Source organism: Emergencia timonensis, assembly GCF_900086585.1.
GTDB classification, from domain to species: Bacteria; Bacillota; Clostridia; order Peptostreptococcales; family Anaerovoracaceae; genus Senimuribacter; species Senimuribacter timonensis.
On the sequence record NZ_FLKM01000009.1, the window covers coordinates 2,041,863 to 2,061,793 of the forward strand.

General features: G+C 47.0%; 14 protein-coding genes. 1 reads left to right on the forward strand and 13 read right to left on the reverse strand.

All coding sequences use genetic code 11. The annotated features are described in order from the left end of the window. Positions 1 to 198 precede the first annotated feature (198 nt). From BN6539_RS20575 to BN6539_RS20630, 13 genes are all read right to left on the reverse strand, one after another. Positions 199 to 1,368 carry an amidohydrolase gene (locus tag BN6539_RS20575; RefSeq protein WP_067543633.1) on the reverse strand — a complete coding sequence of 390 codons (1,170 nt, stop codon included), beginning with the start codon at positions 1,366 to 1,368 and terminating at the stop codon, positions 199 to 201. 79 nt (positions 1,369 to 1,447) lie between these two features. Further along, complete coding sequence (locus BN6539_RS20580) at positions 1,448 to 2,650, reverse strand: hypothetical protein (RefSeq protein ID WP_067542679.1); 1,203 nt, start codon at positions 2,648 to 2,650, stop codon at positions 1,448 to 1,450. A gap of 88 nt (positions 2,651 to 2,738) precedes the next feature. Continuing rightward, entirely contained in the window at positions 2,739 to 3,926 is a 1,188-nt protein-coding gene (locus BN6539_RS20585) for a M20 metallopeptidase family protein (RefSeq protein WP_067542681.1), read from the reverse strand. Positions 3,927 to 4,163: 237 nt separating this feature from the next. Continuing rightward, the gene (gene rlmN, locus BN6539_RS20590; RefSeq protein WP_330385117.1) at positions 4,164 to 5,342 is read right to left on the reverse strand and encodes a 23S rRNA (adenine(2503)-C(2))-methyltransferase RlmN; all 1,179 of its coding nucleotides are present in this window, start codon (positions 5,340 to 5,342) and stop codon (positions 4,164 to 4,166) included. A gap of 353 nt (positions 5,343 to 5,695) precedes the next feature. Further along, entirely contained in the window at positions 5,696 to 6,106 is a 411-nt protein-coding gene (locus tag BN6539_RS20595) for a hypothetical protein (RefSeq protein WP_067542697.1), read from the reverse strand. Continuing rightward, positions 6,099 to 7,556 carry a Na+/H+ antiporter NhaC gene (gene nhaC, locus BN6539_RS20600; protein WP_067542700.1) on the reverse strand — a complete coding sequence of 486 codons (1,458 nt, stop codon included), beginning with the start codon at positions 7,554 to 7,556 and terminating at the stop codon, positions 6,099 to 6,101. The genes BN6539_RS20595 and nhaC overlap by 8 nt, the downstream gene beginning before the upstream one ends. Before the next feature lie 81 nt (positions 7,557 to 7,637). Then, complete coding sequence (locus BN6539_RS20605; RefSeq protein WP_082907650.1) at positions 7,638 to 9,014, reverse strand: aspartate aminotransferase family protein; 1,377 nt, start codon at positions 9,012 to 9,014, stop codon at positions 7,638 to 7,640. 142 nt (positions 9,015 to 9,156) lie between these two features. Beyond that, positions 9,157 to 10,530, reverse strand: coding sequence for a sigma-54-dependent transcriptional regulator (locus BN6539_RS20610; protein ID WP_067542703.1), 1,374 nt, complete (start codon positions 10,528 to 10,530; stop codon positions 9,157 to 9,159). Continuing rightward, positions 10,523 to 12,490 carry an ATP-binding protein gene (locus tag BN6539_RS20615; RefSeq protein WP_067542706.1) on the reverse strand — a complete coding sequence of 656 codons (1,968 nt, stop codon included), beginning with the start codon at positions 12,488 to 12,490 and terminating at the stop codon, positions 10,523 to 10,525. Before BN6539_RS20615 ends, BN6539_RS20610 begins: the two co-directional genes overlap by 8 nt. Positions 12,491 to 12,563: 73 nt before the next feature. Continuing rightward, positions 12,564 to 13,235, reverse strand: coding sequence for a chloramphenicol acetyltransferase (locus tag BN6539_RS20620; protein ID WP_067542709.1), 672 nt, complete (start codon positions 13,233 to 13,235; stop codon positions 12,564 to 12,566). Between the two features lie 570 nt (positions 13,236 to 13,805). Beyond that, on the reverse strand, positions 13,806 to 14,000 hold the full coding sequence (locus BN6539_RS22520) for a hypothetical protein (protein WP_148484513.1): 195 nt from the start codon (positions 13,998 to 14,000) through the stop codon (positions 13,806 to 13,808). A gap of 267 nt (positions 14,001 to 14,267) precedes the next feature. Next, a complete protein-coding gene (ileS, locus tag BN6539_RS20625; RefSeq protein WP_067542712.1) occupies positions 14,268 to 17,384 on the reverse strand; it encodes an isoleucine--tRNA ligase in 3,117 nt (1,038 codons plus the stop codon). A 790-nt stretch (positions 17,385 to 18,174) separates the two neighbouring features. Beyond that, positions 18,175 to 19,557: an APC family permease gene (locus tag BN6539_RS20630; RefSeq protein WP_067542715.1), complete on the reverse strand. Its 1,383-nt coding sequence runs from the start codon at positions 19,555 to 19,557 to the stop codon at positions 18,175 to 18,177. Positions 19,558 to 19,705: 148 nt separating this feature from the next. Here BN6539_RS20630 and BN6539_RS20635 point away from each other — a divergent pair, with 148 nt between their 5' ends. After that, positions 19,706 to 19,894 carry a hypothetical protein gene (locus BN6539_RS20635; RefSeq protein ID WP_067542718.1) on the forward strand — a complete coding sequence of 63 codons (189 nt, stop codon included), beginning with the start codon at positions 19,706 to 19,708 and terminating at the stop codon, positions 19,892 to 19,894. Positions 19,895 to 19,931: the final 37 nt, after the last annotated feature.

Consider the following 19,931-nt stretch of genomic DNA (forward strand, 5'->3'; position numbering starts at 1 on the left):
TTTAACTTTTACAACAAAAAAAATTGGTCAAATTTGTTCATTATCATAATTGAAAGTTTTTCGCAATTTATAAAATGCAGACAAAGTATAACTATGAGAGCCGTGGCTGCACAGACAAGATTGTCATTCTCTCTGAAAGAACTGTTTGGGAACAGCGGACACAAAAAGAACGGCAATATTGCCGTTCTTTTTGTGTCGTTATGGTCGTGCGTTAAAATCCATTGCAACCTGTGCGTAGAGCATGGCTCCTTTGATGAGAGCGCTTTCGTCTACGCAGAATTTGCCGGAGTGCTGCGGCCAGACAGCCCCGCAAGCCTCGTTTCCTACCCCGAGAAGCGCAACGGCTCCCGGAACCTGCTGCATAAAGAAGGCAAAATCTTCTCCTCCCATGGTTGCCTCTGCTGATACCGGGGCCTCTTCTCCCATAATTGTCTTTGCTGCTTCACATGCAATTGACGACATCATTTCGTCGTTTATCGTCGGCGGAACTAATCTGATATTCTCCACCTCTGCCTCTGCGCGGAATACCTTGGCAGTATCCTTCGCAATACTTTCAATTCTCTCTGGGAGCAGTTCCCAAGTCTCGTTGCTGAAGCAGCGAGAAGTGCCTTCCAAAACCGCATTTTCTGCTACTACGTTCCAGCGAGTGCCGACATCCATCCGTCCCACGGTTACGACTGCAGAATCTACCGGCGCAATTTCACGGCTGACAATCGTCTGCAGGTTATTGACGATGGCAGAAGATACCACTGCCGCGTCAATGCACTGATGAGGAGCTGCGCCGTGGCCGCCCTTTCCCGTGACACGAATCGTAAACTGATCGGCTGATGCCATTCTCGGTCCAGGTTCGCAGCTGATATGTCCTGCAGGAACGTCGGACCACACGTGGATGCCAAAGCAGCCGTCAACACCTTCTAAAGCCCCGTTCTCTATCATAGATTTTGCGCCTTTGGCGACCTCTTCAGCCGGCTGAAATGCCAGCTTTACGGTTCCGCACAGTTCTGATTTCATATCGTTTAGAATATGTGCTGCGGTCAGCATCATGGACGTATGACAGTCATGGCCGCAGGCATGCATGACTCCTTCGTTTTTGCTGGCAAAAGAATGCCCCGTATCCTCTTGTACCGTCAGGGCGTCCATATCTCCGCGAATCAAAATAGTCTTTCCCGGCTTTGCGCCCTTTATGGTGGCGAGAACTCCCGTTTCCAGACCGCAGGCTTTCCACGGCACGCCGATTTTGTCCAGTTCCTCTTTTACCACTTTGCTGGTGTTAAATTCAAACTCGCTGATTTCAGGGTTCTCATGAAAATAACGGCGTTTTTCGATTTGATAGTCGCTGTATTTGGCAGCTGTTTCTAAAATATTCATTTTATCACCTAATTTCGTTGTTATTTTAAATGCATAAGAGAACCACATCAGATGTGATTCTCTTAAATGTATAGAACTATTATAGCATTTCTGCGAAGAGTCCTGCAACAAAAACAGATGTAATCGTTACAGTCACGAATCCGCCCACTACCATGGATGGGAACATCTTGCTCAGCAGGTAAGCTCTCTCTTCCTCGTTAGCGCCCAAAGCATTACAGGTGGATTCGGTGATGATGGCATCACATGGGAATCCGTATAAAGCAGTCAGACCGTTGGCAAAAGCCAGAGGGAATGACATTCTCAATATTTTTGAGATGATGAATGCTGCGATGGCCATACCGACGACGCCGATGACGATCAGAATAACCATTGGTCCGATGATGCTCTTCAGCATTGCCGGCGTACAGTCTTTCAGCCCATCAAAGACATACATCATCAGAGCGAACATGGTGATCTGGAAAGAGTTAGCCCTATTTAACAGATTTGTGTCCAGGAATCCTAATCTCGTGAAGATGACACCCAGTACCAGTGCCCAGATAGCGCCATTGATGCCAGTCCAGCCGCCCATCATAAATGCAAACCAGGCGACGATCCCCAGCTTTAACAGCATGAGAACCGGCGTGTTCCACTTGTCAGGAACCTTTGGAATCAGCTTTTTGACATCGTCGTCGTTTCCAATGGCAGTCATGCCTACGTTGGCCATTTCTTTTCTATCTCTCTCTGTCAAAACCACTTCACCGCTGCGCAGTCCTTTTAAGAGGCGTCTTCCTTCTTTTTGAAGGCAGACGGCTGTCAGAGGGTAGCCGGCAAAACCCTGGATGCAGTACATAGCGATAGCAAATACTGCTGCAACCGGAAGACCTGCAGCCTTTGCCGCATCCTGCATAACTGTTGCCGCCACGATACCGCCGGTCAGAGGCGGCAGGCCTGCGATGACGTAAGCCTTGTCGATAAGTAGTGGACCTATGAAATATCCCAATCCGATCATCCCCGCAAGTCCGGTCAGGCAGACCACGATGGTCTTCCACTGTTCCATCAACTGTTTTAAGCTGATCACGGTACCCATATGGGTGATGAGCAGAAAAATACCTGTAGTTCCTGCGAAAACCAACATATTGGAATCTCCGATGACCTCCTTTGGCAGGATGGTCCAATATCCAATCAATAATACCACTGCGGTAACGAAAACCGAGGGAATCCATGCTTTCGTCAAGGTCGACACGATTTCGCCGATGACATAAACTGCCGCACAGATTACAAATGCTAGTACGAAATTATACATTCTTTCTTACTTCCTTTCTTAAATTATATATAGAATTATTCCAAAGTCCAGGCCTGCTCTCTGGCCGGCACCGAGCTTTTAAACATATTTAACCCTGCAGGAATTTCAGCGCTGTGCCGGTCATCACTGCCACGCCAGCCGGCATAGCTTCTTCCTTCATGGCGCACTTCGGATTGTGCAGAGAAACCAGATCACCTTCATGGCCTGCAAATAGGAGCATGTAAGCGCCTGGAACATCTGACATTTCTGTAAAATAACTGAAGTCTTCACTGAAAGCCTTCGGTTCTTCCAACTGCACGATTGCATCTTTGCCAAGGACTTCTTCTATGGCTGTTTCTGCCGTTTCGATTAAAGCCTTGTCATTATAACAGGCTGGATAACCGACCACGTGGTCTACTTCCACCTTGCAGCCGCTGAGCGTGCCAACGCCTTCTGCAATTTGCGTTACCTGCTCTTTGATTTGTCCGCGAACTGCATTATTGTAAGTGCGCGCTACGCCGGAAAACTTGGCTTCTGATGGAATCACGTTGACCGCTTCACCGCCCTGAATGGTACAGATTGGGAATACAACGGTCTCTAACGGATTGATGTAGCGAGATGGAATCTGCTGAAGCAAAGTGACCATCTCACAAGCCGCCAAAATTGGATCTTTTGTAGTGTGGGGCTCTGAGCCGTGGCCGCCTTTTCCTTTTACGGTTATGTTGTAAATGTCCACAGACGTAGTCAGAGGACCGGCATGAATGCCGATTTTACCGACTTTATCTTCGTCAGGGTATACGTGCATTCCAAATATGGCGTCTACCTGTGGATTCTCTAAAGCACCCTTTTCTACTAGTTCTTTCGCACCGCCTGGCATGGTATCCTCGCTGTGCTGGAAGATCAGTTTTACGGTTCCGGCAAATTCTTCCCGCTTCTGACAGAGTATCTTTGCCACGCCCAAAAGCATCGCTACATGCATATCGTGACCGCAGGCATGCATCATTCCCGGCACTTCACTGGAATATGGCAGGCCTGTCTCTTCTTCCACAGGAAGGGCATCGATATCGGCTCTCAAGGCGACGCACTTACCCTCTCCCTTGTTTCCATGAATCAAAGCGATGACAGCAGTAGGAACCGGACTATCAATCTGATCTACGCCGTATTCCTCTAATTTACTCCGAATCAGATCTGCCGTGCGAAATTCCTTTCTGCCAATCTCCGGATGTTTATGTATATCCCGTCTGAGTTCTATGACCTCAGACGAGTTTTCCATTGCTAACTTATGTATTTCCTTCATAGTTTTTCACCTTCCTTTTTGTTTACAGACACAATAATAGCATTTGAAGTTTGCAAAGGCAAGTATATTTTTGATAAAATTTTTAGAAATGAAACTTCAAAAAAGTCTGAATAATGCCCATGTCGCGGTAGTCTCAGTCATCGAGCAAAAAAGAAAGTTCTGCACAAAAAAGAGTCAATGACGAAAATCATTCACTCTATTCTGAAAATTGCTTATTTTCATTTGCTTACCTGCAAATTACAGTTTCTTTGACAGACGCAGCTGACCGCAGGCCGCATCGATATCCGCTCCCAGTTCACGGCGCACCGTCGCCGGAATGCCGCGCTGCTCTAAGATTTTCTGAAATTCCCCCGCTCTGCCCCTGCTGACCGTATCAAATCCCGACTCCGCCACTTTGTTCAAGGGAATCAGGTTGACATGACAGAGCATACCGCGCAGGATTTTGCACAGCCGTTCTGCATCGCCGTCCGAATCATTGATGCCGCTGACCAAGGTGTATTCAAAGGTGATACGGCGTCCCGTTTTCTCTGTATAAGCTCTGCAGGTTTCCAGCAAGATGTTCAGAGGATATCTTTTGTTCACCGGCATCATCGCCCCCCTGATTTCGTCAGTGGTTCCATGCAAGGAGATAGCCAGATTTACCTGGGGAAAATCTACAGCGAACCGATCTATCATGTCGGCCAAACCGCAAGTAGATACTGTGATATTGCGCATGCCGATATTGAGGCCGTTCTTGTCATTGACAATCTTTATGAATGCTGAAAGGTTATCGTAGTTGTCAAAGGGCTCTCCTGTGCCCATAACCACGATATGGCCGATTTTTTCGCCGGTGTCTGCTTCCGCTTCCATCAATTGAGAAAGAATCTCTCCTGGGCTCAGGTGGCGCTCTAAGCCGTTTCTAGTAGAAGCGCAGAAACGGCATCCCATTCTGCAGCCTGCCTGAGAAGACACGCAGATAGAATTCCCATATTTATACTTCATAAACACACTTTCAATGGTGTTGCCGTCTTCCAGTTCAAAGAGGTATTTTCTCGTACCGTCCGTCTTTGATCTTTGTACTTCAATCAGACTTAGCGTGCCAATATAACAGTTTTCGGTTAATTTTTCCCGAAGTGCTTTGGGCACGTTGTTCATATCGTCAAAGGATTTTACGCCTTTGTAGATCCACTGGAAAATCTGTTTCGCCCGAAAGGCTGGCTGGCCCATGGATTTGAGCAAGCCCTCCATTTCCGGAAGCTGCAGATTCCGTAAATTTATCTTTTCGTCCATAACTCTCCCTTGTCGTTCTATTTCATTATAGATATAAGCGTTTAGTATGTTCTGCGGTGCATCGTAATAGAAACTGCTGTTGGAATCATCGTTCTTATCACTGGCAACAGAATGGTATGCCTCCAACGGGGCCACTATCATGGACATCTTTTCTTCCTTTGCTATGCCCAGTACACCTCTAAATGTTCACTTACATTATCTTTTAGTATAGCAGAAAAACAAGATTTCTGCACCAAAAAAGTGGAATTTGCCATTCCATGCTGTCTGTGGCGGTTATGGCACATGTAATCGGATATTACATATGCAAGTGGTTAGATCGTCATCACGACGGCAATTAGCCCAAAAGAAAAGATCGGAGACTCACACTCTCCGATCTTTTTTAACTCCAGCAATTTTTAAGCTTCTCGCAGCTGTTAAAAATACAGTATCACGCCCACAGCCTTCTGTCAATTGCATATAAATGGATGTTCAAAGGCACGAAACGCTCTGCCTTCTTTCTATCAATCGATATTTTCTACATGAATAGCGCTGTTGCGGCTTTTGGCCATCTGCAGCACCTGGTCCACTTCGTCACGGCTGAACAGCAGACGTCTTGTCATCACATCCTTCAGAAAGTGCATGCCCTGATAGCTGCCACTGTTCCCTTCCAGATGGATATCCGTAATCTCTTCAAAGCCCCAATGAATGACGTGTTTGAACACGAAAAAATCATATTCCACCGAAATCCCTTCCTCTGTCGCATAGGTTTCTTTTCCGAAGACCACCGCCAGCAGCAGTACAACACCGATGATGGCTGAATACTTCACAGACGAAAAGATGCTCAGGGCGATGAGCGCGATACCTGCGATTACTGCCGCCACCCTGGTAGACTTTCGCAGCGCTTTGTCGTCATACGCTTTGATCTTAGCCATTGCGTTTCTCTGCCTTTCGTTTTGCTTTCAGTTCCCTGATCTCAGCCCTGGTCTTTCCGTCATATTCCTTGTATTTGATGCCGATACCCATATAGGAAATCACGATGGCCAGAACCGGGTTGATCAGATTCATGAAAGCATAAGGCATAAATGCCCAGTTGGACACGCCCAAAGTTGCAGACTGATAGGCTCCGCAGCCGTTCCAAGGGATCATCGGCGACCAGAGCGTTGCGCCGTCTTCCGTGGTTCTTGAGAGGAAACTCCTGCTCAGTCCTTTTTTATCAAATGCTTTCGTGTACATTCTTCCTGGAACCAGAATAGCCAGATATTGGTCAGTCAGAACGATATCGCAGAGGATACCGGTCACGATGGTACAGAGGACAAGACCGCCCACTGTTTTCACCCGTTTCACCAGGCCGCCCAGCAGCACTTCTACGAACCCGCATTTCTCTAGGACACCGCCGAAGAACAGGGCGAACATGATCAGAGAAATGGTCCACATCATAGAGTCGATGCCGCCTCTGTTGAGCAGATTATCTGCAACGGCATTTCCGCTTTCGATGGAAAATCCGGTCTGCAGGCCGCCAAAGACATCGGCAAAGGATGCCCCCTGGGCGGTCATGGCGACAATACCGCCGCAGGCAGCCGCCAAAAGGAGAGACGGGATTGCCGGAATCTTCTTCACTGCGCCGAAAATAACCACCAGTACTGGCAGCATGATCCACGGCGACAGATAGAAGTTATCGGCAATTGCATTCTGAATGTCCAGAGCCAGTGAGGCGTCGTAGCCGGATTCGTCGATGACCATGGCGCCTACGATGCCGTAAAGAACCAGTGCGATGAGAAATGACGGAATCGTCGTCGTCATCATAGCGCTGACGTGATCATACAGCGGGGTTTCTGCGCCGGCTGCCGCTACATTGGTGCTGTCAGAAAGAGGAGACAGCTTATCGCCGGTGTAGGCGCCGGAAATGACCATACCTGCAGCAAGAGCCGGATTGATACCCAGTCCCATGGCGATTCCCATCAGCGCCACGCCTACTGTTCCTGAGGCCGTCCAAGACGAACCGGTTGCCAGTCCCACGATAGCGGTCAGAACTGCGCCTACTACGAGGAAGGCACCCGGGGAAATCAAGTCTAGTCCATAATAGACCATGGCCGGCATGGTGCCTGACCATACCCAGGAGCCGATCAGCATGCCCACGCACATGATAATCAGCAGGGCTTCTACGGTCCTTCTGATGCTGTCAAAAGCGCCTGCGGCGATGTCCGCCCAAGTGTATCCGCACTTTACTGCAACTAGAGATGCGACAACGCAGGATGCCACAATAGGCATGTGAGGGTCCAGCCCCCATTTTACAGTGCTCAGTATAATGATGACCATCATAAAGATTACTGGAATCATTGCTTCCCAGACCTTTGGCAGCCTAGGTTTTCTTTCTTTTGCCATGATAATTCCTCCTAACAAATGTAATTCTAAATTAAGTAAATGAGTAAGTATATATATACGGCTTACGCCATATATAGCAAATCATAGTATCAGCTCCGGTCCGATTTCTTCTATCACCGGCAGCATCTGCGTCAGAGCCGTTTCCACCTGCTGGAGACCGAAGCGGACGTCTGCTTCCTCCATAGCGGTGGACATGCAGAACATCCCACGCTCCGCGTTGAATACGCCTTTGGTCAGCAGGAGCATATAAAGCAGCTTGTTCAGCTCTTCATGGGATGCGGCAACGTCTCTGTAATTACGCACTTCTTTATCTGTAAACAGAATATTGTAGATCGACCCTTCTCCGCTGACTTTCATGTTCAGACCGAGGCGGTGATAAATGTTTCTTACCTCTTCAACGAACAGCCGTCCCAAACCGTTGACATGATCGACTGCATCCTGATCGTAGCATTCCATAGCCGCCAACCCTGCCGCCATAGTCACCGCATTGCCGTTAAAGGTGCCTGAATGGTACATCTTCTTCCGTCTCGGATCGTACAGTTCCATAATTTCTCTTTTGCCGCCAAAAGCGCCGACAGGCGTCCCGCCGCCGATAATTTTTCCTAACGTGGTCAAATCTGGTGTCACACCGTAAAATTTCTGCGCTCCGCCCAGAGACAACCTTCCAGTGACCACCTCGTCAAAGATCAGAACGATATTGTACTGTCTAGTGACGTCTCTCAGGAAGGTCAGATATTCCTTTGTCGGCGTAATCTGTCCTGCCGAACCCATAATCGGCTCAATAATCAGGCAAGCTGTTTCCTTATAGTTTTCTTCTATGACCGTTCTAGTTCTCTCGATATCGTTAAAAGGCACGACCAAAACATCTTTCAGCGCATTAGCAGAAACCCCTCTGCTCTCAGGAATCACCTTAATCTGATCCAGCGAACCCGCTTTTTTGATATTGGGATCTACGCTGGCCTCAAATACATCTGTAGTGCCGTGATATCCGCCCTCTGTCTTGATGATCTTAGACTTTCCCGTAAAAGCTCTGGCAATGCGCAATGCATGCATATTTGCTTCTGTTCCAGAATTGGTAAATCGTACTAATTCCAACCCGGGAAAACGTTCTGTCAGCAGTCGGGCAAGACGAAGCTGCGCTTCAAACGGCGCTGTAAATGCGCTGCCTAAGGAAATCTGCTTCTGTACTGCTTCTACGGTTGGCCGATGGCCGTGGCCGTGAATGAGAGAGGTATAATTGTTCTGGAAATCCAAGAGCTTGTGCCCGTCCACGTCATAGAGATAGGGGCCGTTGCCTTTTTCGATAAAATTAGGGTAGGGCAGAAAAAAAGTAGCCGTCCGTGTATCGCCCCCAGGCAGAAACCTGCACGCCTCCCTGTATAACTCCAGTGACAAAGGCCGTCCCGCGGCATATTGTTCCTTCACTTTTTCCATGGCTTCTGTAAAGCGCTGATTCATCTTTAACACCTCCTGTTTTACTAATATTTATAGCAAAAACCGTGCCACAGCTTTCACCCTGTTGTTTCGTCGAAATTTTTCGATTTTTGCTATCTGCAGCATGAAATTTATTTCGCACTACCAAAAAACCGTGAAATTCATTTCACGGTTTTGGGTCTATCTTGTATTCGTTGATCTTGTTCCAAAGCTGCCTGGGGGTGATACCCAGGTTGCCTGCACATCTGGTCACATTGCCTCCGCTCTCCTGCAAAGCTTTCTCGATATACTGTTTTTCAAAAGCGGTTCGGGCTTCCCTGAGGGGCAGATTTTGATCGACGATCACGCCCCTTCTGCCCGACGCGACATGAAGGGAGACGGGCAGGTCCTCTGCTGCGACGACACCGTCTTCACTGAGGGCCACCATTCGCTCGATGATGTTCTTCAGCTCCCGCACGTTGCCGGGATAATCATAATTTAGCAGAACCGACATGGCGGAGTCCTCCACCTTGACGATCTTTTTCTTCTGCTCCATCTCGATTTTGCGCAGGAAGAAATCGATTAGGCCGGGCAGATCTTCTTTTCTCTCTCTGATGGGAGGAATAACCATGGTCAGCGTATTGATTCTGTACAGCAGATCCTCTCGAAATCTGCCGCTTGCAATCTCGCTCTCCGGCATTTTGTTCGTTGCGGAAATCAATCTCACATCCAGATCGATGGACTTGTTGCTGCCGATCCGTTCAATCTTCTTATTCTCTAAAACACGCAGCAGCTTCCCCTGCAGGCTCAGAGGCAGATCACAGATTTCGTCCAGAAAAAGGGTGCCGAAATTTGCCTCTTCAAACTTGCCGATTCGTTTTGCCATCGCGCCGGTAAAGGCGCCTTTCTCGTGACCGAACAGTTCTGATTCGATGACACCTTCCGGGTATGCCTGGCAGTTGATGGGCACAAAAGGCTCTTTGCAGCGGCCGCCTCTGCTGTGGATGTAGTTGGCGAAAACTTCTTTACCCACCCCTGACTCGCCCAGCAGTAATACGTTGATATTGGTATTCGCCGTCTTGTCACAGAGATCCAACAATTTGAGAAAAGTCTCGTTTTGGGACTGCAGGAACATATTTTCGCTGTTCTGGTTTTTCAGCAGAATATTGCTCTTCTCTTCCAACCGTTTCAGCTTTGCCAGCCGTTCGACTTTGATTATCAGTTCTTCCAGATCATTGCTCTTTACAAAATAGTCCTTTGCGCCGTATTTGATGGTGTCCACCGCGCTTTCGATGGAACCGTAAGCCGTCATAACGATGATATCCAGATCCAGGCTGCTGCCAGTCAGCTCCTTGATCAGTTCTTCACCGTCCATCTCCGGCATACGCAGATCGGTGATGACCAGATGGACTTCGTGATCTCTGACAAATTCTATCGCTTCCCGGCCGTTGGAACAGGCGTCTGTGTGATACCCTGCTCCGTCTAAAATCAAGGAAACCACCTTCTGATATTCTGGTTCATCATCCACGATCAAAATTCTGTATCCGGCTTTGCTATTCATCTTCTGTCCTCCTTGTCGGTATTTCAATATAAAAGGTCGTGCCCTCTCCTTCTGCGCTTTCTGCGCGGATATTTCCTCCGATCTGCTCCAGCTGCGAACTGATGATATAAAGTCCCAGCCCTGTGCCCTGTTCTTTATCTGTATAAAATGGATTGAAAATCTTCAAAAGTTTCTCACTGCTGACACCGCAGCCGTTGTCTCTGAATAGGATATGCACCGCGTCTTCCTCTGCGGCAGCGCGGATCTCAATTCTTCCCTGCCGTTCCACCTTTTCGAGAGCCTCGATGCTGTTGTTGAGCAAATTGATGATGATCATTTTCATCAAGTCCTCATTGAGATAGACGGGAACACTTCTTCCTGATTCCAGGCAATAGTCGCAGGTGATGTTCCTCTTTGTCATCTGTTCTTTTTCCAGTCGCAGAATGTTGCTGATCAGCTCGTCCAGATCCACTTCCTGACACTCGTCGCTGGACAGCTTGGAGAATTTCAGCAGACTTTCAATCAAGCCGTTAATGCGGTTGATCGAGTCGTTAATCACTGCCACAGCGTGCGTTCCATCTTCTCCGGTGCAGAAATTTCTGATCAGGTACATGTAGCTTCTGATTAATCCCAGCGGATTTCTGATCTCATGGGCAAGGCCCGCGGAAAGCTGCCCTACGGCAATCATCTTCTCTTCCTGGATATTTCTGATTTCGTTGATATACCTGCGGGTGCAGTCCTCTAGTATGTAAAGCCGCTTCTGCTCGTCGGTCAGGTCGATGGTCTTTTTGATGTAATAGTGCTGATCCAGCCGGAACACCTTTTCATCGTCTCTGTCAAAGAACCGCTGCAGCGCGCTGTTCTCTGAGACTGAAGTCTTCTGCAGCTGCTCCTTGGCTGCACCCGTAATCCTGCAAAGCTCCCGGTTGACCTCGTTGATGGTGCCATCTTCTTCTGCAATGATCAGCCCCCGGTCCAGGGTATCGATGATCAGCCGCAGCTGCTCTTTGCTGTGCAGCAGTTCCCTGGTCTTGTCCGTCACCTTCTTTGCCGTCGAAAGGTTCCATACGGTAAAGGCTACAAGAGAGATCAGGAAACTCAAGGCAACCTTATAAATAAAGTCCACTTCCTGCATATCCACCATCTCCGGCTCCAGAACCCCGAACCACTTGCTCTGGGTCTTCGCAATGAGATTTTTCTTTTTCATGGACAGGATTCCCTTATTGAAAGCGCTGAGCAGTTGTTTCTGTGATTTTTCTATAGCAATGCACACTTCTTTCCTTGAAAAGGAATACTTTAGGAACCTGTAATACTGATCCGTCCGTTTCTGATTCAGGTGGTAGGATATCTTGGTCTCGTCTCCGGCAACCACTTCTACCCGGTCGGTTTTCAGCATGTCCAGGGCCTGGTCAAAATCCTCCGCATAGACGATCTGGATGTTCTTATGCCCGTAAAGTTCCTTGATTCTGTCAGCAGAATCCGCCTCTGTCCGTTCTACGGCAATGCGCACATCTTTGATATCCTTGATATTCTGAAATGAAGATTCGTCTTTGACCAGCATCTTTCCGTGCATGATGTAAAGGGGTTCCGTAAAATAGTAGTCGTCTGCCGGCAGATCTCCTCGTTCAGCAATGACTGCCTGGAATTGTTTCTGCTGCAGCCCTCTCGCCAGAGCCTCCGTCCGCTCCAATTTAACGGAGATTGCATTTTCTACTTCTATGGAAAGCTGCGAGAGAAAATCAATCAAGATGCCGTCATTCTCGTCCTCCTCGTTGACAAAAGAGAGCGGCAGATCGTTGTACTTAACGCCGCAGACGAGATCCGTATCATTGAGGTAGTCTTGTTCTTCTTTCGTCAGTGCAAAGCTGTATTTGATAAAATCAATCCAATTCAGATTGTATCTGATCAAAACGTCCAGCGCCCCGGCAAAGGCCGTCACCAAAACACTGCCTGCAATCAGAAAGGCGAGTCCTCGTTTCATAATCCACCTGCTTCCTTGGGAAAATCTTATCCACAGTATAGCAGAAAACTCGGCTACCTGCATCAAAAAATCGTCACTTATTAATCCAAGTCTCTGGATTGGACAGCAGGGTCTGGACACCGTCAAGGAACGCCGAAACATGATAACCGTCAGCCACGGCATGGTGGGTAGTGATGGAATAAGGCATCAGACGTCTTCCATGGCGGGTGAAATATTTTCCTGCCTGAATCACAGGAAAATAACAATCGCTTTGTGCATAAGGGATCGGACAGTAGTGGGTAAATTCTATCCAGGGCACCATGCCGATCATACAGCTATTTGCCGGCGGCTCCTCCGGTTTCGCCAGAATACCGTGATTGTTTTTATACTGTTTCATATCCTCTTCATAATTCCGTGAAAATACTGCGAAACTGTCTGCATATGCAATCCACATATTTGACATGGTCTTATCATCTTCATGCAAAACAGCGAAAGACGGATGAAGTACATCGAAATATCCCAGTTTGCCGTCAACTGTGGTAATCCTGAATTCCTTCTGCATAGTTAGTTGTTTTAAAGTGGTATAAAGGTAGGCGGCAAAAAAGTGCCCCCCCTCCTGTTTGATCGCTTCATAAGTCTCTGTAATGTCCATCTCTACGGTCATGGAATAACCGGTGGGCAGCATTTTCGTAAAATAGTAAAAATACGGCTGTCTTTCCCAGGCTGTCATGTCAATGGGATGGAAGGTTTCGTTTATCTTTTTCATAATTTTATCTCTCCTTTGCAGCTAGTATACACAATCTCAGATGGAGAGACAATCAACGCTCCGTAGACAGCAGATTCACTGCATAAAAAATCCACCAGCCTCTTATGGCAGTGGATTTGAGAAATTTATAAAGCATATGTGCATCTCTTTTTAGTTTTATATTATACTAATATATAATCAAGTTGCATTGGTGTCGGCCGCAAAGACTAAACTTCGAGCCCCCGTACACACCACAACCATAGCAATTAAAAAAATTGCACAACCTCTTTTCTACTTACCGATTTCAAATCTTCCAATAATGGTTTTTCCGTCTTGTGAATACATGTTGAGCACTCTAACATCTACGTTGCTATAAGCAAGTGCCTCTTTGATTGTATGAGGTTCTTGATTCAAGTCTGATGCTTTAATATAGCCATATTCCCCGTTAGAATTTTCGACAAGTATTAAATCTGGTTCATCGGTTGCCTCAGCATTTTCAGGAATATTCGGACCATATGTCTCTCCAAACTCGTTAATGGGATATCCTCCCTTTCTTATCTCCTCTAGTGTAACGATTTTTAAACCATTTTCTTAATCCGAATCATTAACACTTACAAAAGGCTCATTGCTTTTATAGCCGTGTATCCCTATTCCACATGCAATAACTAATACAAATGTAATGCCTAGAAGATACTGTTTTTTCATAAGGGTTCCCTCCTCCCATTTGATTCTACATCCCTTTTTTGAAGCATAATAATATTCAGAATTTTCTTCATCTTTACTCATATTATCACTTTTTACGCTATTTGTCAATTTACACTGGGTCAAGAAGATTAAAAGTCTGCTTCATAAATGATAATGTTTTAAGTAGGTGAAAAGAAAATGCCCTATATATGACCCTGCTGGGAAACTGCATCAGATAGAAAATCATCTGAAATTCCTACTTCAAAATCATAAGTTATAATTCTTGTGGATATCTACAAATGACAACTACAAGTTAACAAAAAGCCTAGAAAACTTTTTTCACAGTTTTCCAGGCTTTACTTGCTCTTGTTAAATTCTCTCTACGCCGATTCCGGTCTTATGGCCGTTGAGGTCAAACTCACTGAGGCCGTCTTTCTTTTCGATGGCGACAGCAAGGGTTTCCTTCTTGATATAATCCTCGAATGCATCTACAGCCTTCTGTACGTCCTCATCCGCGTCTACGAAGATTTTGATGTTGTCCATCATCTCGTAATCTTCCTGTTTACGCATCTGCTGTACCTTGGAAACCAGCTCTCTTGCTAGTCCCTCTGTAGCCAGTTCAGGCGTAACCGTCGTATCTAAAATGGTGAACACGTTATTCTCCATGGCGACGGCAAAACCGTCTTTTGCGCTGATTCTCACATCGACAAAGTCCTTCTCGATGTCAAAGTCTTCGCCGTCCAGATTCAGAATCACCTTGCCTTCTGTTTCCATCTTGCCGACAAATTCAGCAGCATTCTCTTTTGCCAGGGCGCCGCCGAAGGCTTTGATCTTCTTGCCTAGGACAGGTCCTGCCACCTTGAAGTTCGGTTTCAGGCTGAAGTTCATGAAAGTATCCAGATCTTCTGCAAAGACCACGTTTTTCACGTTGAGCTCTTCCATGATGAGCGGCGTCAGATCTTCGATGGTTGCCTTGTACTTTCCATCGACCATGATCTCGGAAAGCGGCTGTCTAACCTTGATTCTCTCCTTCTCTCTGGTTCCTCTTCCCAGGGTGACCAGGGTTCTGACCAGATCCATTCTCTCCTCTACCTTCTTGTCGATGAGCGCTTCATTGGCTTCTGGGAAGTAGGCCACATGGACGCTTTCTTCGCCGGTCAGGTTGGTATAGATCTCGTCAGCCAGGAACGGCGCGATCGGAGCGATCAGCTTTGCTGTACCGACCAGAACTTCGTAAGTGGTCGCATAGACGCTCTTCTTGTCCTCTGTCATTTCTTCTGCGTAGAATCTTCTTCTCGCTCTTCTGATATACCAGTTTGACAGATCCTCCGCCACGAATTCCGTGATTGCTCTCACCGTCTTCATGTGGTCGTAGCTGTCCATATAGCCGGTCACGTCTTTGATCAGCTGGTTGTACTTGGACAGAATCCAGCGGTCAAGCTCCGGTCTCTTGTCGTAATCTACGGTCAGCTGATCGGCTTTGATGTCGTCCTGATTGGAGTAAAGCACGAAGAAGTTATATACGTTCTTCAGAGTGCCGAAGAACTTGCTGACCACGTCGATGAGGCCGTCCTCGTCGAACTTGGTCGGCGTCCATGCCGGTGATACGCTGAGCAGGTACCATCTGGTAGCGTCTGCCCCGTATTTATCAAAGAGCTCAAACGGGGAAACCGTGTTGCCCTTGGATTTTGACATCTTCTTGCCGTCTTTGTCCAAAATCAGGTCGTTTACGAGAACGTTTCTGTACGGCGCCTGACCCTTGATGAAGGTAGAAATCGCCATCAGGGAATAGAACCAGCCTCTCGTCTGGTCGATGCCTTCACAGATAAAGTCTGCCGGGAACAGCTTCTCGTCGAAGATTTCTTTGTTTTCAAACGGGTAATGCCACTGTGCGAACGGCATTGCGCCGGAGTCGAACCAGCAGTCCATGACTTCTGGAATTCTAGTCATCGGTTTGCCGCAATGTGGGCATGTGATGTGGACGTCGTCCACATACGGCCTGTGCAGTTCGATATTGGTGTCGATATCTTCGATGGCCTTCTCTGCCAGTTCCTCTCTGCTGCCGATACATTCCAGATGTCCGCATTCGCATCTCCATACAGGAATCGGCGTACCCCAGTATCTGGTTCTGGAAATCGCCCAGTCCTTCACTTCTGACAGCCAGTTTCCGAATCTCTTCTCTCCAACGAAATCAGGGTACCAGTTGACGGTGTTGTTATTCTCAACAAGCTTGTCTTTCAGCTTGCTCATTTCGATATACCAGCTTGGCTTTGCATAATAAACCAGCGGCGTATTGCATCTCCAGCAGTGCGGATAGTTATGCTCCAGCTTGGCTTTGCTGAAGATCTTGTCCTCGCCTGCCAGCCATTTGATGATGTCCACGTCCAGGCCTTCTTCCATAACAAAGCGGCCAGCCCACGGAGTTTCTGTATAGCAGCCTGTTTCATCCACCGGCTGCAGCATCGGAAGATTATATTTACGTCCGCACTGATAGTCGTCTTCACCGAATGCCGGCGCCGTGTGGACGATACCAGTACCGTCTTCAACGGATACATAGTCCATGCATGTGATAAAGAATGCTTTCTTATCTGCTTTGACGAAAGGCATCAGCTGTTCGTATTCGATGTATTCCAGGTCACTGCCCTTCATCTCATCGAGAACATCGTATTTGCCTTCGCACAGCACCTTATCCGCCAGCGCTTTGGCCACATAGAAGACATTGCCCTCTTCGTCGCCTGCTGTCATTTTCGCTTTGATATAGTCGATGTCAGGTCCTACAGTCAGTACTGTATTAGAAGCCAGGGTCCAAGGGGTTGTAGTCCATGCCAGAAAATATTCGTTTTCGGCATCCGCTCTCTTGAACTTGGCGACCAGGGTGTTGACTTTTACTTCCTTGTAACCCTGGGCTACTTCGTGGGAAGCCAGGCCTGTTCCGCATCTCGGGCAGTAAGGAAGGATCTTGTGACCTTCGTAGATCAGCCCTTCTTTGAAGAATTCCTTGAGAATCCACCAGCAGGACTCGATATAGTCGTTATCCAGTGTGATATATGGGTCATCCAAATCCACCAGGTAACCCATTCTCTCTGTCATCTCTCTCCACATGCCGGTGTATGTGAAAACAGACTCCTTGCACTTTTCGTTGAATTCCTTGATGCCGTATTTCTCGATATCCTGTTTGCCGCTCATATTCAGCTGTTTTTCCACTTCGATTTCTACAGGCAGTCCATGGGTGTCCCATCCGGCCTTTCTGTTGACCTGGAATCCCTTCATGGTCTTGTAACGGCAGATGGAATCCTTTAAGGTTCTTGCCATGACGTGATGGATGCCCGGCTTGCCGTTGGCTGTCGGCGGTCCCTCATAGAACACGAATTTGGGCTGGCCTTCTCTGGCCGTCACGCATTTGTGCAGCAGATCTTCCTCTTTCCACTGTTTCACCTGTTCATTCTGCACTTCTGCTACAGGTTTTTCTGATAGTTTCTTAAACATTTGTATCTCTGTTTCCTTTCCTCGTTCTTTTTGGCCTGACCCGATTTCTGAAAGAATCGATGGCAGGTCAAACGCCAGAAAATCCAAAATATTAATTTTGTGATTTCTACGGCAGGTTAGGGTATGAAAAAATCCCTAACCGAATTTGATTTCGATTAGGGACGATTAGTAACTTAACCGCGGTACCACCCTAGTTGCAAGCCTCAATCAAGGCTGCCTCTCATTAGCGCGCAGACTCCGGAGTGATATTCACATCTGCTTCACCGATCCTCTCTCACCATATGAGGATCTCTCTGTAAGGATATTACACAGGGCTACTGGTTCCTTCAACGTCTGAATATTGAATTGTCAATACTTACGTACCCAAATATTTTAGCACTTCTGCAGAGGTTATGCAAGTTTTTTTTAATATCAGCCACGGCAAACGCATGAAAAAACAGATAAGATAAATGAGCATGAACCAAGTAATCTGCCATAAATGCTCGTTTTTTGATCAGTTCAGGCACTTTTTGGGGAAATGCAAGCCTGTTTTTGGTTGATGAACCATAAAATGCAAAAAATCGCAAATGGACTAGAAACATATATAGTAAGAGGCTTCTGTATTAAAACATGTTTTTAAGCTTTATCCAGTCAAATTTGGGCTATTTTGTTCCCGGAAGAGACTGCTGAAAGCTGAAATCCGCCATAAATGCACGTAAAATTGTTCGTTTCAGGCACTTTTGCCGGATATAAAGCGAGGGGGTATATTTTAGGGCTTCATGTGTTTGCCGTGAATTTCTGTCTGCTTCTGTTACAGCGTGAATTTCTGCTTCTTTGACCAAAAGTAAAAGACGATTCCAAGGATACTCCAAATGACGAGACAAATTCTGGATTCAGGCGCCAAGTAAGAAGGCATACCTGGAAGAAGAAGCAGCAATACAAATAGCAGTGAGAATAACGCACCGACTATAGCCAACACTTTCAGCAACGGCTTTCGGTCTTGCGGGTTGGCTTTCAAAGTCCGCAAGGTCGCCAGGCAGGTATAACCGTAACCGATGGCCGCCCCGATCGATGACATATCTACGATCCAGCCCAGCACTTCTCGGCCAAACCACGGTGCGGTCAGGGAGATTGCCATAATAAATAAAATTGCGTTCTTCGGCGTTTTACTCTTCGGTTCGATTTTTCCGAACCAGGCCGGCAGGGCTTTCTCTCTGGACATGGAATAGAGCAGCCTGCTGGTAGCCATATAGAAACCGATGATACCAGAAAGCACGGCGCAGATCAGCGCGATACCCAAAAAAATGAGGCCTGCTTTGCCCATGATGAACTCCACCGCTTCACCCGTAGGCCAATCGTAACCTTCCGCCAGGAACCTTTCCCACGGCATCACAGACGCTGTTATGGTATTGATGGCGATATATACGAATCCACCGAAAAGGATGGCAAAGACCATGATACCGTTGGCTTTTTTAGGAGAGAAGTCAAACTCCTCTGCGGCCTGCGGTATGGAGTCAAAACCCACAAAAGCCCACGGTGCAATGGCAACGACAGCAACAATAGATGCCCAGGAGGATTTATCATCCGGATAAGCAGGCTGCAAGTTGGATAATTGAACGTGAGGATTGATCATTGCTCCAATTAACAAAATGAATACTGACGCGACCAGAGATAAGGCCATAACAGTCTGCATCCAGCCTGCAACGCTGATGCCTTTGATCGACAGAAAGGCGAATGCAATCAGTGCCAGGGATGCCAGGACAATTTCTCCTGCATAAATATCCCAGCCAGCCACAGAATATAGGTAGCCCACTTCCAGTACCCCGCCTAAGAGTTTCCTGCTGACAAGTCCCAGGGCCGTGGCGTTGAGAGGCACAATGGACAGATAGGATAATCCTAAAAACCAGCCGCAGATATAGGCATTTTTATGTCCAAAGGTCTTCTTCGTAAAAGTGTATTCTCCGCCTGCCACAGGATATTTTTGAACCATATAACCGTAGTTTAAGGCGATTGTAATCATAATCAAGGCGCCGATGGCCAGTCCAATGGCGGACCCCAGTGTTCCGGACTTTGGCAGAAAGGTGGTGCCGGGCATGACAAATGCGCCCCAGCCGATGATACTGCCCAGGGCCAGAGACCAGACATTTATCGGTTTTAATTTGCGTTCTAAGTTTAAGTTTGTCTCATTTTTCATTGGTTACTAACTCCTGATGATATTATTCGTTTTCAAATATTATAACATAAATTCACCTAAATGCTAAATTTAGGAAAACTTTTTATCAAAAATAGTTTGTATCATATATCATTTGTGGTAAAATCTAGAGTAACAGGAGGTGGAGGTTATGCAATTAGTATTATTAGGTCTCGTATTTGTAATCGGCCTTTTTATCTATTACCTATTCAGCACTAGAGGCGGTTCAAGTGATGATACCAAAGATACAAAGAAAGACGACGATTTGAAGAGAGAGGAAAACGTAATCTTCCTACCTGATGATCTGGAAAAAATAAAAAGCAAGCACAAGAAAAAATAGAAGCCAAAAAACACCGCTGCGCATATGATAACGCAGA

What these genes read in the sequence shown, in the direction of transcription:
- BN6539_RS20595 (WP_067542697.1), bottom strand. Translation starts at nt 6,106, where the DNA reads ATGGCTAAGATCAAAGCGTATGACGACAAAGCGCTGCGAAAGTCTACC.
- ileS (WP_067542712.1), bottom strand. Translation starts at nt 17,384, where the DNA reads ATGTTTAAGAAACTATCAGAAAAACCTGTAGCAGAAGTGCAGAATGAA.
- BN6539_RS20630 (WP_067542715.1), bottom strand. Translation starts at nt 19,557, where the DNA reads ATGAAAAATGAGACAAACTTAAACTTAGAACGCAAATTAAAACCGATA.
- BN6539_RS20620 (WP_067542709.1), bottom strand. Translation starts at nt 13,235, where the DNA reads ATGAAAAAGATAAACGAAACCTTCCATCCCATTGACATGACAGCCTGG.
- BN6539_RS20575 (WP_067543633.1), bottom strand. Translation starts at nt 1,368, where the DNA reads ATGAATATTTTAGAAACAGCTGCCAAATACAGCGACTATCAAATCGAA.
- BN6539_RS20580 (WP_067542679.1), bottom strand. Translation starts at nt 2,650, where the DNA reads ATGTATAATTTCGTACTAGCATTTGTAATCTGTGCGGCAGTTTATGTC.
- BN6539_RS20585 (WP_067542681.1), bottom strand. Translation starts at nt 3,926, where the DNA reads ATGAAGGAAATACATAAGTTAGCAATGGAAAACTCGTCTGAGGTCATA.
- rlmN (WP_330385117.1), bottom strand. Translation starts at nt 5,342, where the DNA reads ATGTCCATGATAGTGGCCCCGTTGGAGGCATACCATTCTGTTGCCAGT.
- BN6539_RS20605 (WP_082907650.1), bottom strand. Translation starts at nt 9,014, where the DNA reads ATGAATCAGCGCTTTACAGAAGCCATGGAAAAAGTGAAGGAACAATAT.
- BN6539_RS20635 (WP_067542718.1), top strand. Translation starts at nt 19,706, where the DNA reads ATGCAATTAGTATTATTAGGTCTCGTATTTGTAATCGGCCTTTTTATC.
- nhaC (WP_067542700.1), bottom strand. Translation starts at nt 7,556, where the DNA reads ATGGCAAAAGAAAGAAAACCTAGGCTGCCAAAGGTCTGGGAAGCAATG.
- BN6539_RS22520 (WP_148484513.1), bottom strand. Translation starts at nt 14,000, where the DNA reads ATGAGTAAAGATGAAGAAAATTCTGAATATTATTATGCTTCAAAAAAG.
- BN6539_RS20615 (WP_067542706.1), bottom strand. Translation starts at nt 12,490, where the DNA reads ATGAAACGAGGACTCGCCTTTCTGATTGCAGGCAGTGTTTTGGTGACG.
- BN6539_RS20610 (WP_067542703.1), bottom strand. Translation starts at nt 10,530, where the DNA reads ATGAATAGCAAAGCCGGATACAGAATTTTGATCGTGGATGATGAACCA.